The 18,231-nt window shown below is 53.1% G+C and carries 9 protein-coding genes and 4 pseudogenes; 5 read left to right on the top strand and 8 right to left on the bottom strand.

What is annotated here, in order from left to right; genetic code table 11:
* Positions 1-655: 655 nt before the first annotated feature.
* The 4 genes and pseudogenes from QN399_RS18795 to istA (QN399_RS18780) form a co-directional block, all read right to left on the bottom strand.
* Positions 656-3,286 carry a DEAD/DEAH box helicase gene (locus QN399_RS18795; RefSeq protein ID WP_330201403.1) on the bottom strand — a complete coding sequence of 877 codons (2,631 nt, stop codon included), beginning with the start codon at positions 3,284-3,286 and terminating at the stop codon, positions 656-658.
* A complete protein-coding gene (locus tag QN399_RS18790; protein ID WP_330201438.1) occupies positions 3,283-4,209 on the bottom strand; it encodes a DUF1837 domain-containing protein in 927 nt (308 codons plus the stop codon). The genes QN399_RS18795 and QN399_RS18790 overlap by 4 nt, the downstream gene beginning before the upstream one ends.
* A gap of 695 nt (positions 4,210-4,904) precedes the next feature.
* On the bottom strand, positions 4,905-5,708 hold the full coding sequence (gene istB / locus QN399_RS18785; protein WP_330201402.1) for an IS21-like element helper ATPase IstB: 804 nt from the start codon (positions 5,706-5,708) through the stop codon (positions 4,905-4,907).
* Positions 5,701-6,915, bottom strand: a pseudogene (istA, locus tag QN399_RS18780) (IS21 family transposase); the annotation flags it as partial. The pseudogene istA (QN399_RS18780) and the gene istB (QN399_RS18785), both read right to left, overlap by 8 nt.
* A gap of 374 nt (positions 6,916-7,289) precedes the next feature.
* Between istA (QN399_RS18780) and QN399_RS26850 the strand changes: the two are divergent.
* Together QN399_RS26850 and QN399_RS18775 are read left to right on the top strand one after the other, a co-directional pair.
* Positions 7,290-7,739, top strand: a pseudogene (locus tag QN399_RS26850) (M15 family metallopeptidase); the annotation flags it as partial.
* Between the two features lie 282 nt (positions 7,740-8,021).
* A complete protein-coding gene (locus QN399_RS18775) occupies positions 8,022-10,016 on the top strand; it encodes an ATP-binding protein (RefSeq protein WP_330201401.1) in 1,995 nt (664 codons plus the stop codon).
* A gap of 862 nt (positions 10,017-10,878) precedes the next feature.
* Here the strand turns inward: QN399_RS18775 and istB (QN399_RS18770) are convergent.
* On the bottom strand, positions 10,879-11,601 hold the full coding sequence (gene istB, locus QN399_RS18770; protein ID WP_330201400.1) for an IS21-like element helper ATPase IstB: 723 nt from the start codon (positions 11,599-11,601) through the stop codon (positions 10,879-10,881).
* Positions 11,602-11,618: 17 nt separating this feature from the next.
* Positions 11,619-13,192: pseudogene (istA, locus tag QN399_RS18765) on the bottom strand (IS21 family transposase).
* A 176-nt stretch (positions 13,193-13,368) separates the two neighbouring features.
* Here istA (QN399_RS18765) and QN399_RS18760 point away from each other — a divergent pair.
* The gene (locus QN399_RS18760; RefSeq protein ID WP_330201399.1) at positions 13,369-13,872 is read left to right on the top strand and encodes an HAD-IA family hydrolase; all 504 of its coding nucleotides are present in this window, start codon (positions 13,369-13,371) and stop codon (positions 13,870-13,872) included.
* Positions 13,873-14,190: 318 nt separating this feature from the next.
* On the top strand, positions 14,191-15,381 hold the full coding sequence (locus QN399_RS18755) for a phospholipase D-like domain-containing protein (RefSeq protein ID WP_330201398.1): 1,191 nt from the start codon (positions 14,191-14,193) through the stop codon (positions 15,379-15,381).
* 705 nt (positions 15,382-16,086) lie between these two features.
* On the opposite strand, the gene QN399_RS18750 is transcribed toward QN399_RS18755, so the two are convergent.
* Positions 16,087-16,395, bottom strand: a complete 309-nt coding sequence (locus QN399_RS18750; RefSeq protein WP_330201397.1) for a hypothetical protein — start codon at positions 16,393-16,395, stop codon at positions 16,087-16,089.
* 47 nt (positions 16,396-16,442) lie between these two features.
* On the opposite strand from QN399_RS18750, the pseudogene QN399_RS18745 reads away from it, so the two are divergent.
* Positions 16,443-16,664: pseudogene (locus QN399_RS18745) on the top strand (transposase domain-containing protein); the annotation flags it as partial.
* A 32-nt stretch (positions 16,665-16,696) separates the two neighbouring features.
* On the opposite strand, the gene QN399_RS18740 reads toward QN399_RS18745, so the two are convergent.
* Complete coding sequence (locus QN399_RS18740; RefSeq protein WP_330201396.1) at positions 16,697-17,737, bottom strand: EamA family transporter; 1,041 nt, start codon at positions 17,735-17,737, stop codon at positions 16,697-16,699.
* Positions 17,738-18,231 lie beyond the last annotated feature (494 nt).

Genomic DNA, 18,231 nt, shown 5'->3' with positions numbered 1-18,231 from the left:
TTAGGTCTCGTCATAAGGTCACCCTTCTTACGATTAAAGGAACACTGGCGAACCAGTGACGCTCGGCTTGTGCCAAGACGCGAGACAAGTCTATCAAACGAAGAACAGATTTGGCGTGCCATTATTTTGATCTAAATACGGCATACGAAATAAAAAACACGAAGACTATTGCAGCAATCCAACAAATCTGCTAAATCCTGATCTACTGCCACCAAGGACACGTAAATATTAGACCTTTAGCCTATATTAAACTCCCGACTTTGATGGTCTGCACGGCAGCTCTTTAAAATCAGAAATATTTCACATGACTGACAGATAAGTGCTAGTCAAGAGCATCTGCAGTTCGGGCCGCTGATAACTTCCGTATTTACTCCCAACCTAATTTTCCAACATGGGATGTAGTCTAGTCCGGCTGACGTTAGCCCCCACCCTCCTCTCTCATTTTTCCCGACTCAATAATTTTCCTCATGCTCCGATCCGAATGCATAGTATAACTATCCAAAGTAGGTAACGGATCCATGGGGCAATATACGAGCAGTTGAATGATAGTTTAGAATGGGCGGTTGAACTCGCCACGGCTGAGCATGGCAATTCAGAATTCTTGGTATTTATCTATTAAGGCCAATACCAGCAAGTCTTCATGGGCTGTATAGCACTAACCGGCAAGCAGCTCTACACCGGCTATGGCAGCCTGCACTCTGCTAATTTCATCAACGATGACTTGGCTCAACTTATGAGGACTAGGATCAAAATCTAAAAGTAGTTTTCGAGCGGCTGAGACGTCTAGATCGCTGTCTGGAAATACCTTCTGAAGCTCAGATGCCGCGATTCGTGATAGGCCAAGTTCAAGGAATGCACGACCGGTTAGCGTGCTGACCCCCAATTCCAACGCCAAAGAAAAATCAAAGATTTCAGGTACCCTGTGACTTAACCCTTGCTGTACGAGTACATGAATCAAAATATCGATATAGGCCTTCCCCATTTGTACCAACTGGAAACGCACAACGTCCTCAATAGTATCGAAGGTGTCTTTGATCACTTTGCTTGGATTGAGAGCCGCTATCTTTTTGGCCTTGTAGCCCGGCACCGTACGGACATTCATACTTTCGATATCGCGCTTTCTCTGAATTTCATCCTGTTTAGACTCAATCTCCCGCCTTAGGATGAACGGGTATGGTTTGCCTTCCATCCATCTAACGGCAATCCTGGATACATATCCACCATAATTTCCGCCATAGCCCTTAATATATTTGAATAGGATATTAAATATATCGCGATAATATGAAAAAGATCGTTTCCCAAGATCAGCCGGATTTTTAGGAATGAGTTCATCTACAGATCCGGCCTCTACCTGCGCATTGATAAACAGCATCAGCTCATTGAGAGCAAACAGGTCAAGTGTCCAATTGGAGCTTAATACGTTCAACGGCAAGGATATATTATCCGACGCACTCATGGACGCGTCCCGAAGCAGGCGAGAGTCCAAAACATCCAAATCAGGCGCCACGCGATTTAGAAAGTCTTGGACTATTCCCTGTCGAGCCTTCGTGATCAACATACCGGCTGAGGCAATCGCATTTCGATTAGCATCGTCCCGAGGTTTTCCCGGAGGTGCATTACCGTGGAGAACCTTCAGCACGTCGCTCACGTTTTGTGAGATGGCGTCGGACAACGCAGACTTGATCGTGAATTTCGAAAACTTATCCATGGGCTGGTCGCTCCATGAATCATAATCGACCAAAAATACGTTACCCACGATATCCTTAGCCATCCGCCCCGCTCTTCCCGCGAAATTCCAAAGCAAGGCAGGGTCAAGGATTTGCTTTGCACCCTTGCCTCGCGCGGGAGTATTAATGAATACGTTTCTCGCAGGAAGATTAATACCTTGGAATAAGGTAGTTGTACAAACTAGGAATTTTATCGTGCTGTTACGAAATGCTGACTCTATCGCTTCACGAAGGAGTGATGGCATCTGCCCATAATGAAACGCGACCCCTTTCGAGACCATATTAATCAAGTGGTATTCCGGGTGGATATGCTCTTTTATAAAAGTGACTAGCTCGTCATTCTTACCTATCGCGTTCTCATCAGTGACGCCAATCGCTATGGTGCTGGCCAAGCTCGCAGCCTCTGTCGGAGTCTTAGCATAGACTAAAGAACCGTCACTACTCCCTAGTTCAAGAGCCACAGCGGCGAGACGGCTTTCCGGTGAAGACAGCCCGATATTACAACTCATAGAACCTACAGGCGTCGCTTTGTGACTCGATAGGAGCTTGAATTCGAGCTTATTAAAGCTAGTGGTTTTCGTCACAACGATCCTGTTTTGCAGGACTGGAGATACGGTCGTAGATATTTCTGAAATCTCAGGCAATCCTAAGCTTTCTATGGCTTGCTTAAAGCCCTCGGCGCCAGGTGCCAACATAACAACGTGGGTACGGGCGTGGCGTTCAAAACATTGCTCGATGCAATCCTGAAGAATCATCCCCCTCGCACCATCGGACAGATTCTGTGCTTCATCCACGACGAGTAGATCAATCTTGACCGACGTCGTGGATAGCAATACTTGCAATCTCTCCTGAGTCAAAACAAATATTTGCCTAGAAACTTTTTCAAAGGTTGGAATATCAGTAACGCGAATCTCAGGATCGCTGGCCAACCGCTCCCTAATTTTAATGTGAACCTCGGAAAGCAAAGCACGAGTCGGAGCAATATATACGAAAGTAAAATCATTTCCCGTGATAGCTCGGCGACAAAGATGCTCGATAACCAGGAAAGATTTACCTGCCGACGTCGGCGCGGAGATTGCCAGTGATCTGCCACCTTCCAACCAATCCCACACAGTTTTTTGGTAATCAGTTAACGCAATTTTCTGACCATGAACATAGATGCTATTAAGGTGCTCTACCACGTTTCGCTGAATCATTCCAACCAAGCTGCTAATCTTCGATTTGAATGTGAGCTCGGCATACTTAAGACCAGGGAAATTCCCCAAATCAGTCAATATGGTAGTACAGCGATCCAAGATAGTTTGATTTTGGCTGACCAGCATTGCATTGAACGCAATAGCTTGGGCCAATCCTATATGACCTTCCACCTCTGACTGAGCAAAAACAGATGCGCAATACAAAAGCTTGCCCAAAGCCTCCTCGTCAGGATCCTGCGTTGACCTTTCCAGCTTGCTGGGCAACGTATTTGCGGCGCCGGCTGACTGAAGATGATCAAGTGCGTTCAAAAAACTCGAATTTTTGAGAAATCTCGCGGACAGTTCGGATGCAAAGCTGCTCACTCTGATTCATCCTCACTGGATGTGGTCTGAGTTAAGGTTGAGTCCAGCGGTGCAGGTGGAAGCCCTAGCGCTTCATAGAACTCTTCCCTCAACTGATCAACATCCGGCACTGCCACTAGAAAAAGCATGCATTTGCTGGCATCTAAACCTTGCGTTGCTAACTGATTGCTCGCGTTCTTATGATGCCGGCCATGGTCTTCAGTTAACAACTTACCAAAGTGCACTTCATGTTTATCCAGCGGCCCATCATCGACCAGCACCTTATTAGCGAAATGCTTTGTTTCAGAATAACAAATTACACCTACTGAACGTTCCCTCCTTTGCGAGTTCGGTTTAGAATAAACATCCAAGTACGCCATCAGATGCTCCCTATCCGAGCTACTTAAAGTATCAAGATTCCCCAGATCCCTTACTAACCCATACTCTTGGAGATATTGTTTTTTATTGTTACCAAAACCCAAAACTGATTCCGCGTAATCAGCGGTACCACTTGCCGCGCTTCCGGCTAGCTTGGACTCTAGGAAGAACACGTTTAGAACACCATCCTTGACCGAAGCATGGATGCCATCAAGCCCATGGACTGGCATGTTCCCCGCTGTCTTCAATGACATCTTCGCGACCAGTTGAGCAGCTTTTAGATGATGAACGGCTACGCAGTACGCCAGTACCTCTCCTACCTCGCTTGCCCGTGACGGATATTCCTTCCGAAACTGAATGAACGCACCTCTCACCGCCTTGCTGATCTGCGTTACAAGGGATAAGTCGCCGTTTTTTCCGGCAGTCAGCTCCGCCACATATGCATCCCGCCGCCTCCGGCTCAGGGCGTAGTTCACCGCTTGGTTACTCAAAAAATCGGCTAGTGAACTCGTGTTAGGAATATCCTCCTGAAATCGGACATGAAGTAAAGCTACCTTCGGAACCATGTCGGACGGTTGGCCGGAAAAATCGAGGACGCACCGGACAAAGTCGTCGAGAGGCGATTCATCTAGAAGCTTGTCTATGACAGCACTGAGTGTATCTGGCGATGACGACACTGTTCCGTTCCCTGGCATTGCGCATTGCAAGGTGGTCGACCCAACATACGGCTGCGTCAGTTCCATCTTGCTGATATAGGGATGATGACGGGAATGAGATCAGATTGCTATCACATCGACATGGGCTTGTCTTTTTTTGACGTTGCCATCCCCATGCTCGCATCGATAAACCGTAACCGGCTGACCTATTTGACTCACGGCTGCTCCTGAGTGATGTGCTTAATGGTGCGCGGATTTTCGCTTCATCACGAGGCTGCGGTCAGACCGCCATCAACCTATATATAGAAGGCGATGGTCGCCCAGTACTCGTACAAATAGGCAAATGCATGGCGAGAAAAAGCGGGCTTGAAGGGCATTCACCTACAATTATTGAACTTTGGTGATCTGGGCCTTGAGTACCATACTCAAATGTCGGCGCTGATTGAAAACTGACCCCCACCCTGCCGATTGAAATTTGACCCAGGGCGGATTGCTGATTTTTGTATCAGCAATTGTGGATAACCTTAGCAGCAGCCTGCCGACGACATGAGCCGTTGAAGACCTGCCGCATGCAGTTATGCAGCAGAGTATTTCTTCAACACCAGTCAAAACGGCTCGTCTGCCTCCGTACCATCATCGTCCTTGCGCTTACGTTCACGTGACTTGATCTTCGTCTTATTAATTAAGCTGCTGTGTTGCAGGCGGTAGGACTCATTGCCCGTTTCGACGATGTGGCAGTGATGCGTCAGCCGATCCAGCAACGCAGTGGTCATCTTGGCGTCGCCAAACACACTCGACCATTCCGAGAAGCTGAGGTTGGTCGTGATCACCACGCTGGTGTGCTCATACAGCTTGGACAGCAGGTGAAATAACAGAGCTCCACCGCTCTGGCTGAAGGGCAAATACCCCAGTTCATCGAGTATCACCAAGTCTGTCCGAAGCAGCCCTTGAGCGATTCGGCCTGCCTTACCATCGTATTTTTCGCGCTCCAGCAGATTGACCAGATCAACCCTGGAGTAGAAGCGCACGCGTTTGTTATGCGTCGTGATCCCGGACACGGCGAAGGCGGTGGCCAGGTGTGTCTTGCCTGTTCCAGGCCCGCCGATGAACACGACATTCTGCGCGGTGTCTGTAAACTCCAGGTTGGACAGATCCCTGACCAGGCGGGCGTCTGCGCTGGAAGAGCTGAAGTCGAAGCCGGCCAGATCACGATGCATGGGAAGTTTGGCCATGTTCATCTGATGGTTAACCGAGCGTATGGCGCGATCTGCTTGTTCCTGCTGGAGCAGATGTTCAAGCAGCCATTTTGACGAAGCGGTCGAGGCTTCTCCTTGGGAAGCCAATTCGTCCCAAGCGTTGGCCATGCCATGCAAGCGCAGCTCTTTGAGTTCCGCCATAAGATCACGCATTGCGGGTCTCCTCATCGGTGGTACGAAGCCGGTCGTAGCGTGCCGTATTGGCAACAGGCGCTACCTTGAGTTGAAGGCTGGTCTCGGCGGACGGAGGGGCTGCTGTAGATGTCAGTCGAGCTACGACATTCAGGATGTGGTCGGCGCTCAAGCTGCCTGATTCAAGTACCAACTCCACAGCCACCAACACGGCATCGAGCCCGGCGATGGGAACAGCCGCCAGTACCTGCGTCATGACTCGATCACCATGGGTGTGACGTCTCAGGTCGCGCTTGAGAAGCAGCAGCGGCTTCGGCAGATCGGCAAACGGAGCGCCATTACGAAGCGCTCCGGGCTTGCGTTCGATGAGCGGGATGTAATGCTGCCAGTCAAAACTGACCTGATCTCGATCAAAGAGGCGCTCGTGACTGGCAATCATCGTTTCATCAGCGATGACTACAATCCGTGAAGGATACAGACGGCTGCTGACCCACTGGCCGACCCGCTCACACGGCACCGAATAGCGATTTCTCGCCACGCTGATCAGGCCGGTGCTGGAGACCCGCACGGTGCGTTCGACGTAGCCGTCAAAGGCGGTGGGCATCGGCATCATCTCCACTCGTTCCAACTCCAGGACTTCTGCCACCGTCAGTCCGTTGTACTGCGGGTGCAGCAGCTCACTCCAGAGTGCACGACAGCGTTGGCCAAGCCAGGCATTCAGCTCTTCAAAGGTGTGGAACATGCAGTCTTGAGCATCGAGCCAGATGCGTCGCCGGCTGTCTTGGACGTTCTTTTCAACGATGCCTTTTTCCCAGCCGGAGGCCACGTTGCAGAAGTCCGGGTCGAACAGGTAGTGGGCACACATCACGGCAAACCGGGCATTGACCGTGCGGCCCTTACCCTTGTTGACCTTGTCGACAGCGGTCTTCATGTTGTCGTAGATGCCGCGACGCGGAACCCCACCTAACGCGCCAAACGAGCGGGTATGGGCATCAAACAACATCTCGTGGCCTTGGCTGGGATACGCAACCAACCAAAATGCGCGACTGGCGCACAGCTTCATGTGGGAGACCTGGATGCGCCGAAACAGGCCACCAATCAGGAGACCTTCTTCGCTCCAATCAAATTGGAAGGCCTCACCGAGTGCAAACGTCAGCGGTACAAAGGCACGCAGAGACTTGCCTTGTTCACCGCGCCACACGCGTACGAAGGCAGTGAGCTGGCTGTACCTCCTATTGAGGCCAAATGCCAGAGGTCGAAACACGACAATGCGATTAGGTTGGACGGGGTTGAGAGCTGGAGGACTACCGGGTCTTCAAGGCCTGCTAGGTCTTCGATGTAGAGCTCGGGGTGATCCGCTTCACGTCTGACCCAGCACCTTCAACTTATGAATAGGCTTGGACAGAGCGAGCCCCGGCCACTACGCTCAGCCTTCGCTTGGCGCTTAACTGACAGCTCGCCCGTCGCCCACTCGCCCATGAGCCCATGAGCCCATGAGCGTGTAAACCTATGCTTACCGATCTGGAGCTGACAGGCCGATCCAGAACCCATATCGCGTAATTTTCCGAACCGCGGTTTGCTGCATAACCGGAGGTTGCGGCTGCATTTCTCGACATGCAATCGGATGCACGTCGCTCTGGAGTTGATTTACCACCATACAGCAGCTTCCGGGACTTCCGGACACAGCTACGCATCTGGAACTCAAAATTTTGCGGAGCAAAACCGCTGTTTGACATCAACGGAAAAGCTCGCGATTTCACTCGTCTTTCGGAGTCCGAAATCATCAGCTGCATACTCAATTGGTCAGCTCTCCCTGGAGGTAGTCGTCACCATTGGGGCACAGAAATTGACGTTGTCGACGGCGCTGTTTTGTCTCCTGGTTATGTGCCCCAATCGCTGCCGCACGAGGTAGCTCCCGGAGGACTGTTTTTCCCGCTACACCAGTGGCTTGACCGTCACATCGCTGAATATGGATTCTTCCGACCTTACCAGCGTGATAACGGGGGCGTGTATCAAGAACCTCGGCACCTCAGCTATGCCCACTCTCCATGAAAGCGATGGATCAGGTGACGATTGAGATACTCATGGACGCCGTTCGAAGTGCGGACATTCTCGGGAAGGATTTGGTATTGAAATTAATGCAGGAGATCTACCGAGATTACGTCCTCAACGTTTCGGCGCCTGGGGAGTCACATCCGTGCAAGTTGAGCTAGAGGTCGGCCACCGGAGTAGTTGTGGGTATACAAGCGTAGGGATCTCTGGACGGGTTGCTGGCTAATTGATGTCACGCGCAATAGAATCGAGTATTTGTCCGAAACAGAATGGATGCTGAAAATGGTCATCGAAGTGCAGGCGGGATTTCATAAGTCTTTTCAGATCGAAAAATTCCGGAAATCGGAACAGGGCATCCTCAGGAAGCTGGCACAGCACTGGTACCTCACCCGCTCCGGGGGCGAGATCAAGGTGGCTAATGCCCGGTACTCCTATTTATTGATGAAGCCCCTGAAAGAGTTCTCCGAGATGTTCAACATCGACAGGGAAATCTTGTGCGTATTCAGTGAGTACGCCCAGTTCGAGCCACGCACCATAGACGTCTTTGACCAAATCCATGCGATGCACAGCGGCGCGCGGCTCGAAAACGTCTGCCATATTCTGGTTAGCCAAGATCCGGACGTGTCCGAGAAAGTCGACAAGGTGGTCGACGAAGACCCCGAGAGCCCTTTAGTCATTCCGTTCACGTACACAGAGCTGTACGAGAATTACAACGAGAACGTCATCTCCAACAAATTCCGGACGAGTTATTTTTCCAGAAACCTGTTCGACTATCGGAATCCACTGAAGAAAGAGATATTTTTCTTCGGTCGCTCAGAAATCGTGAATGACGTTGTCGATCGGCACAAATCTGGCGAGCATTCCGGCCTCTTCGGGCTGCGTAAGAGCGGGAAGACGTCGATCGTATACGCGATTGAACGGGCACTGAGCTATCAGGGCTTCATCAGTGTAGGCTTTGACTGTGAAACACCTGCGACCCATGGTCTTCGCTGGTATGAACTGCTGCAGCGTGTCGTCTCGAAATATAAGGATGTCCGCGAATCGACCGTCAAAATTGATTTCACCGGCCGCTATACGGAATCCAATGCTGCGGAGAGCTTCCCGCAGGATATGCTCGCAATCTACAACTCAAAAAAACGTATTCGCACACTGCTCATTTTCGACGAAATAGAGCGAATTACTCCAGGGACAGCTGCGTCCGCACACTGGAATGACCAGCCAGACTTCATCTATTTCTGGCAAACGCTTCGAGCGTTTTACCAGTTGCATACTGAGGTGCTCACCTACTTGGTGGTTGGCACCAATCCGAAAAGCGTAGAGGAGGTTCGCCTTCTAGGCCACGAAAACCCAATTTTCGCCTCTATACCACCTAGGTATATCCCCTGCTTCGACGTCGACCAAGTATCGGAGATGGTTCGAGGCCTGGGAGCCTACATGGGGCTTCGATTCTCGACGGATATCTGTGCCAGGCTGACCTCTGAATTTGGAGGACACCCCTTCCTGATCCGATTGATGTGCAGTCATATCCACGAGAAAATCAAAGGCGATCGGCCGGTCGAAGTCGACAGATCGGTCTACCGAGTCTCTGGGACTGAGTACGCCCTCTTTGCTGAGGAGTTCCTAGAAATGATGATAGGGGTACTGCGCGAAAGCTTCTACGAGGAGTACGAAATGCTGGTCTACCTGGCCAGCGGCGACTACGACACCTTCAGTGAGATTTCAGCGGAGTATCCGGAGCTGGTCAGGCATCTGATGGGCTATGGACTGATCCAACGCGGCCAGCAGGGCTACGAGTTCAATTTGGAAATCCTTCGAGATTACGTCCTCAAGAAGGAGCGAAAAATCTCGCTTCTGAAGACGAACGATCAGCAGGTCTCCCATATCTCTGGGTTGCGAAACAAACTGGAGCGAGACCTCAGGGACACGTTCAAAACCGTTCTGAAATCTGTGCATGGCACCGCAAAGGCGACTGAAAGGGTTCTAGCGGCTCTCCCAGGACATCGAAGAGTAACCTTCGCGGGTACGGCTCTAAATGATCTGTTAGATCGAACCAAATCACCGCTGTTTTTCTTGGAGATTATCCAGCTGCTGAGTAAGGACTGGGAAACCCTGGGAAGAATCTTTGAAGGGCTTACGAAGGATGCGGTGTTGTTCCACCTCCATTACATCAACGAGCATGGACGCCCAGACGCTCACGGCAAGGAGGTCTCCAAAGACCAGGTTAACCAGCTGGACTGCAGCTTCCCGGCAGTCCAGACGCCACTAGACAACTTCTAGCTATAGGACACTATCGATGGCGCAGTTGATACGGTAAGTCTGACGAGCAGCCTGTAATCATTATTGTCTTCATAGGGACACTCCGCATGCAAACGGTGACAAGACAGGCAACATAAGCCGGATTCTATGTAGTCCAAACTGCTGTTTAAATTGTCAGGCGACCGGCCACGGCTGATCCGCTTGTTGAGGTCGTTTCCCTTTTGCATCTGAACGCTCGTTTCGCAAAACGAGTGTTGAGCCGGGGACAATGGCGAGTCGAGCGCACTGAGATTCAGGCGTGCAAGGCCGCTGGCCTGACCCAACGTCAAACGGCAGACAAACTGAAGATTGCGAAGTCGACGGTTGCAGGGCTGTGGAACAGTTGAATCATGGAACTGCTCGCACTTTCCGTCATGACCATGCGGCACGCTTGTACGTCACGCTTGGCTGGGTCTAGAACGACTAGCTGCTACCTCTCGAAGGCCTAGCGTGTATACCCCGTATGCGTATCAGAGCAGGCACCCACTGGGCTAAGGGAAGTAAAAGCAGAAGGCAGCCGAGCCGCCCCGGCCATACCAGACGACGCGCGTATCGCTTGGCTACGACTTCACTGTGACTTACGAAGCTTGGAGTTTACTTCCTAGCCATCAACATGTTCTCATCCTTCTGCAATCACTGATCAGATGGCAAAGCGCAGGCACGCTATCAAAGATTCACCTATGGCAAAAGCCAAAGGGTGTAGCTGGATATTGTCAAGTTTCACAGATCCTGCGCTACACTGCGGATTCCACGCCATTCGGCCACCCATTCCACTAACATCCGGCCACTTATTCCACGCTCATCCGGCCGGGCAGTCGGAGCGAAGCGACGCAGGTTTGCATTGTTAGTCTGAAGTACCCGCTGTCGTCAATTTCGTCGAGCGTCTGCGCAGCGATTCGCCCTTCAGTTCGAGGCGGTAAGCGTTGTGTACTAACCGGTCAAGGATCGCGTCGGCCAAGGTCGGATCACCGATCAGTTCGTGCCACTTGTCCACCGGCATCTGGCTGGTCACCAGCGTGGAGCGATGGCCGTAACGGTCGTCGAGCAGTTCCAGCATGTCGCGCCGTTGCGCGGCGGTAAACGGAGCCAAGCCCCAGTCATCAAGGATCAGCAGGTCTGTCTTGGCGTAGCTGGCCATTAGTTTGGCGAAACGACCATCGCCGTGAGCCATGCCCAGTTCCTCCATCAGCCGTGGTAAACGTAGGTAACGCACGCTGTAACCGTCCCGGCAGGCCTTGTGGGCCAGTGCGCAAGCGAGCCAGGTTTTGCCTACGCCAGTGGGGCCTCCGATGATTAAATTCAGTCCGTCTCGTAGCCATTGGCCGCTGCCCAGTTGCAAAATCAGTGACTTGTCCAGGCCACGGGGGCTGCGGTAATCGATGTCTTCCAGGCAAGCGTTATGGCGAGTGTTCTCACGTTCGGTCAACTCGCGGTCAACCATCAGACCAAGACGTTCATCGAAGCTGATATCGTTAATATCGGGCGTTGCCTGTTGCTCACCTAGCGCTTTGATCATGCCGTGCAGTCGCAGGGTTTGCAGCTTGTCGAGGGTCGGATTGGGTAACACTGTGGTGCTCCTTCAGGTCAGTGGTAGTAGCCGGGGCCGCGCAGGTTGATGTGTTCTTCGGGTAACAGCGGTAGGTTCTGTTGGCCCAGTGGCAGCCGTTCAAGACCTTGGCGCAGGATCGACTCAAGACTTTTGTAACTGCACGCGCCCAGCGCCAGAGCACGCTGACACGCAGCTTCCAGCCGGTCTTCGCCGTAGTGTTTGCCCAAGCGCAGGATGCCGAGGCAGGCGCGAAATCCGTGCTGCGGATGGATCCGCCGTTCGAGGATGTAGGCGATGACGCCAGCGGTGTTTGGCCCGGTTTGCTCCGCCCAGCGGATCAGCCGTTGCGGCGTCCATTCGGCGTGCTCGCGGTGGCTCTTGGGCATGTGCTCGATTTGCGTGGTGTGGCGGCCTTTGTGCAGGGAGCGCAGATGGCTGGCCACGCGCTGGTTGGCGTTGAAGCACTCCACCGTTTGCGCCGTCAGGCGCACTTCAAGTTGGTGCTTCACCAACTGATAAGGCACCGAGTAGTAATGGCCGTCGATTTCGACGTGGTAGTCGATGTGTTCTGTGGTCAACCACAGAAATCGCTTGGCCACACAAGATGTTGACCTTGCAGCGCTTGAAGGTCACGACCTCATACGGATGCGCCGGCAACGGTTTCAGCGCCGGCTGGTCGAGTTGCTCGAACCAGTCCCGTCGGCATCCGTCGAGCTTTTTGAACGGGCGTCGGTTCAAGTCCTCCAGCAAGACGGCGATGGCCTGATTGAGCGCATGCAGGCTGAAGAACTGCTGATGCCGCAACCGCGCCATGATCCAGCGCTCGACCACCTGCACCGCGACCTCTGCCTTGGCTTTGTCCTGCGGCTTGCGCGGTCGCGCCGGGAGCATGATGGCGCCGTAATGCTGGGCGCACTCCAGCGCGGCGCGGTTCAGGCCCGGCTCGTAACGGTCGGGCCGGGCAACCAGGGCGCGCGGATTGTCCGGGACGATCATTTCGGGGACGCCACCGAAGTAGCTGAGGGACTGGCTCAACGCCGTCAGCCAGTCCAACTTGGGTCTCGCTCGGCGTGGCGCACGCGTAGGTGTAGTTCGAGGCACCAAGGGCGGCGACGAAGATGTGCGCCTGGCGGATCTCGCCGGTGGCGGCGTCGATCACCGGCAACGTAGGCCCGGCGTAGTCGATGAACAGCTTTTCGCCCGCGCGGTGCTGCTGGCGCATCGAGCGCTTGAGCGTCCGGGCGTAGCTGCGGTAATGCTCGACGAACTGGGTGTAGCGGTAGGTCGGCTGGTCGGGATGAGCGGCGGTGTACTCCTCCCACAACAGTTGCAGCGTCACGCCTTTGCGACGTAGTTCGCGGTGCAAGGTGATCACGTCGGGCAACACGCGGTCGCCGCGTGTGTGGACGACGTTGGCGGCTGGCATCAGAGCGGCGCCAAGCGCCGCCTCATCCAGTAGAGCCAGCGCGGGCCACTCGACGCCGGTGTCGCGCGCCGCCTTGATGTACTTGCTGACGATGCCCTTGGACAGTTGCAAGGCGCGGGCGATCTTCTCGTGGGACAGGTCGGCCTCGAACTTGAGGCGCAGGCATTCTTTGATATTACGCATGGTCACTCGCTGCGCCGCCATCCTTCGATTCCCCGAAATGGGACTGAGGGTGGCGGCGGGTCTGGTCATGCGCAACGCAGTGGAGGGTATTTCGCTAACAACGTGACCGCTCATTTCGGTAAGGGCGTGACCGGCTGTTTCGGAACACGCGGAAAATCGGTCACGTTGTTAGCGAAATGAGCGGTCACGCGTTAGCGAAATGGTCGGTCACGATGTACCGAAACGGCCGGTCACGGTGGGCCGAAATACGCATTCAGCAAGCACTCGACGCAGAATTAGAAAACATCCAAGCTTTTGAGGATGGCCTGAGGGCTGTGGAAATGTTGCAGCGAGAAGGCGTTCGAGTGGCCGTTTGCTCTAACCTTGCGGCGCCATACGCTGCGCCCATAAAGCGGTTGTATCCGAACCTAGATGCGTACGGCTTCAGTTTTCAATTGGGGATGATGAAGCCGGATAAGCGTATCTACCGTGCCACCTGTGAGCTTGCGGGAGCCCGGGCTGACGACTATTTCGGTTCGGATCGCGTGCTAATGATTGGTGACTCGCCCAAATGCGATAAAGCCGGAGCACGCGCAGCAGGCGTGCGAGGTTTTCTTCTTAATAGAATCGGTGTGGGAGATTTCAAAAGTCTGATCGAGTTTGCTGAGGCCATCTTGGAAGAAAATTCGAAGAATATGTAAGGCGGGGCTGTTTTGGAAGAGAAGCTGTTTGCTTCAACAGAGTGTTGTAGCTGTCCAACTTAGCCAGTTGTAGAGGGGCTGCGATCAACATCTTGCCTCAGATAGGCGCAGGCAATAGCACTGCCTTCCGCCCCCCTTTATCACGCGAGATACCACCTTATTGACCATACTTGCTGCTCGCGATCCTTCTCGTTACGAATAGGTTCAAGCTCGATTCGCTTGAAAGCAATTGGCCAGTATTCGCCCTGAAATCGCGTAGTATGTGTGCTCTCAATATGCGCTCAAGTGCGTTTAACCTGCCAACGGAATGAACGGAAATTGAAAGTAGAAAAGCCTGTCGAATTGTTGCTCAACTCCGCAGAGCAATCGCACGGAAATGCGTTAGTAGCATTGCTCGACGACGCAACTCATCTCGAATGCATGGTTGCATTCGCAAAGTCGTCGGCATTGAAAACGCTCCTGAAACCCTTGAAGGCCGCGCTTAAACGCGGTATGACCGCAAGGATTGCCGTCGGATTGAGCTTTCATTTGACTGAGCCTTCGATGCTCTACGCGCTGCTCGAATTGAGTAAACATCACTCGCTGTCCCTTTTTCTGAGCATCGCTGATGAGACGTTTCATCCAAAAATCTATGTGATCCGTAGGAAACGGCAGAGCAAAGTCATCATCGGTTCAGCCAACCTTACCTCCGGAGGACTTTCTGGCAACTCTGAAGCGTCAGTCATTGTTGACGACAAAGACAAAACTCTGGCTGCGTCAGTTGAAGCCCATTTCGACGAAATGATTCACGCTAGAAAGCTTATCCAAGCCGACATCTCTCAAATCGAGAAATACGCTCTGGAATACGCTCTTCACGACGCCTGGCGCAAGATGGCGAAGCACCGCGCTGATAAAGTCATTCACTATCAGACGCACGATATCGCCCTTCTGGCCGACCACTTAGCGCGGATGAAGGAAGACAAATCTCACACCGGATTCCGGGCTCAAAAAGCGCAACGTCGGGATAATCTGGTGCAAGCCAAGATCGAACTCCGCTCGCTTGCGTCACCTGCCTCTCCTCCATCCCAGGATTTTTTGCCCCGGTATGAAGCGCTCATAAATCAGTTCCACTCCGGCGGCCTGCATCGCGGCAAGACTCGCATTGCGGAGAATTCGGATCAGTTTCTCGCGGCAATCAGGGATATCGTTGGAAGAGTTGATTTGTCGGCTGGTGCCGCGTACGACGTGCTTCGACAACATTTTCTTGCGATCAAATATACCGGGGTGAACGGGCTAACCGAGATTCTGCACGCGGTCGACAATAAGCGCTATGCAGTGATGAACCAAAACGCGGTGGCGGGAATGATGCTAGCCGGGTTTAATGGATATCCCACCAAGCCTGACAAGAACGACGTAGACGGTGACCTGTACGCGCGCTATTGCGAAGATGCGATAACCGTGCAAAAGCTCCTCGGTCTTGCAAATCTCACTGAGCTCGACGCTCTTTTCAACTACACCTACTGGCAGTAGAAGGTACCCAAGCGCGACGCGACCACTGAACGCCTGCAGTACGTCATAAGGGGTAAATCGGAGGCACCGTGGGATGCGCCCAGATTCTTAGATCACTGATGACCACGCTGCAACGCCTCCCAGGAAAGCCGGTTTCCTCGGGACAATCGTGTGTGCGTTAAGGGTTGAAGCGTATATTCTATTGCCCATTGAAGGGGTAAAGGCGATGCCTAACCCCGTCATGCTGCATGTACTCCACACGTAAATCTTGTCGCCCAACGATCGCTGCTAACATTGGCCTCCCGTCTCGTCGTGAGGCTGCGAGCTTTCGCCACTCACAAATATCCAACCCCAATGGGGTCGGATAATTCTCTGGGTGCGTACCACTCCCAGTGATGTCTTCACGTTATCAAGCAATCAGGAACTCTGCGAAAAAGACCGCTCGACCCTTCTGCCTTCCAGGCTATCGATCGCCCAAAGCAGTTGATTCCGGCTACCAATGCAAGCGAAGAAATGCTCGGCAGCCAGACCTGAAAGCCGGAGGCTCACCCCTCAACGGCCCTGTGAGTCGTTAGTCTGATAGATCAGTCAAGCGTAAAGCGCATTTTCCGTCCTACCCGCAAAGGTGATGCGCGTCTTTGCCAGCCTGCATTTCTCTGACGCAGCAAATCTGAGAGGTTGGACAACGTTGCTCAGGAATAAAGCGAGCAGCTGTCCACCCCAGAATTACCGGAGAAGTTCGGGATTGCGATTAGCTGCCTCGATCATTGCATCTTCGATCGAAAGCCCATCTCGAATCATCGCCGCAAACGCCTCTAGCGCTGTCAGCGAATTCCGCTGTTCCGGTGCGGCCTGCATGAAATCGGTTGCCAATAACTCAAGCTGGCCATCTTCACTTTTCCTTGCGCCTATTCGACCGAACATCTTGAGCACTTGAGCGCCTTCGGTGTTTTCGTCTACTCCGAACCGTGAGGTGAAAACCATGCCTAACAGTGCCTTTGCAGAGGCTTGAGCCGTGTGCTGGGAAACTCGCATGCACGGTTCTTAGGGGGTTGGACGCGGGTAACCGCGTCTGACTACCCGACAACCAGATCCGGCCTTGGGCTTTAGGTCGCAAAAACTGGCTATTCGCTGGCTCACTGCGCAGCGGAAAACGTGCGGCGGCGATCATGAGATTGATCCAGTCGGCTCGGCTAAACGGGCATGATCCGTATGCCTATTTGAAGGACGTCCTTACGCGTTTGCCGATGCAGCGGGCGAGTGAAATCGGACAATTGCTGCCGCATCTGTGGGTGCCTTCCTGACTTTCGCAAGGCGAATCAGGAGGACGCCTACCTTAATGGGAATGCCTGTGGTGGATATCCGGAAAGTGTGGGTGGCTATGCTGGATCTGCGCATGCCCATGAACATGGCTATGTGCAGCAGTCCCGCTCCACTCAAACGAATGTTCGTGCTGGTGATGCTCATCGTGAACGTGGCGATGCCCATGCGTCAGAGGTAGGTGCTGGTGCTCGTGCGCGTGGCTTTCAGTGAGGTGTAGCCATACCCCAATTCCCATCAGGACAGCGGCGGCCCAAAACGACAATGATACAGGCTCGCCCATCGCTAAGATTGCGATGGCAGCTCCGAGGAAGGGCGCAGTTGAAAAGTACGCCCCTGTTCGCGCTGAACCGAGGCCACGCAGAGCCAAGACAAAGAACACCAGACTGACGCCATATCCCAGAAAACCAAGCACTAGCGTCGGCGCAAGCACCGAAAAATCAGGCAGGCTGGATCCCAGAAGAAACGCCAACGAACAATTGATCAACCCAGCTACCAAGCCTTTGAAACCTGCCACAAAAAGCGCGTCTGACGCAGAAACCTTACGTGTCAGGTTGTTATCGATGGCCCAGCACAAACAGGCTAAAGAGACCGCCAACGGCCCTAGCCAGTCATGAGCCTGCATGGTTTCCAGAGGCCAAGTTAAAACCATACCGCCGGCAATGATCGCCATCATGCCCCACACGATGCGCCGATCAGCGTTTTCCTTGAACACGACCCAAGCTAATAACGCCGTAAGCACAGCTTCTAGGTTAAGCATCAAAGAAGCGGTTGCGCCGGACGTCCTGGTTAATCCGAACATCAGCGCAACGGGCCCGAGCACTCCCCCGAACATAATTGCGCCTAGAAGCCAAGGCCATTCAGACGCCGTGAGGCCGGCCTGTTTCCAGCCTTGGTCACGCACAAGACGGACAATTGTCAGACCTAAACCGCTGCCCAAGTAGAGGAGGCCTGCGAGTAATACAGGAGGAACGTTGACACCAAGCAGCTTGGCAAGCGGCGTGCTGGCACCAAATAACGCAGCGGCCGCCAACGCATACAAAACGCTCAGGTTCATTGATAACTCCGCACCAAAATTTCGTGAAGAGGCATCATACCGCGAGGTGCATGATTTGCTTCGGTAGCTAAGGTGTGTTTGCCGGACGATTACATTTAGCAGCCTTGTTGATTCCCAGCACGTGCGGGCGCGGGCGGCTACCAGGGTGCATCCGGCGCAGCGACCACGAGCATGGAATTGTGGCTAATAGTGGCATTTTCTAAATCTAGTGCCATTATCTACATCCAGCCGTGCCATTAGGTTCCAAGGAGGATTGCATGACCGATAGAAGACCGTTGAATCCAAACGTGACCGTTCCGAAGAAAGGTGGTGGTGACCAACCACGCTCTCGAAACCAGGACGGTGAAGTTCGCAAAAAACGTGAGGACGCTGGAAAACCTCGTACGCCTTGACTCTAATGAGGCGTTGAAATCGCCAGGGCCTCAAATGGTCGGTGCCAAGCTTTGGATAAAGCTGACCTGCTGCCCCCTGGTTCCTGTCTCTTATACACATCT

Source organism: Pseudomonas sp. 10C3 (assembly GCF_036346185.1).
GTDB lineage: Bacteria > Pseudomonadota > Gammaproteobacteria > Pseudomonadales > Pseudomonadaceae > Aquipseudomonas.
This window is presented reverse-complemented; position numbering and strand designations above follow the sequence as displayed.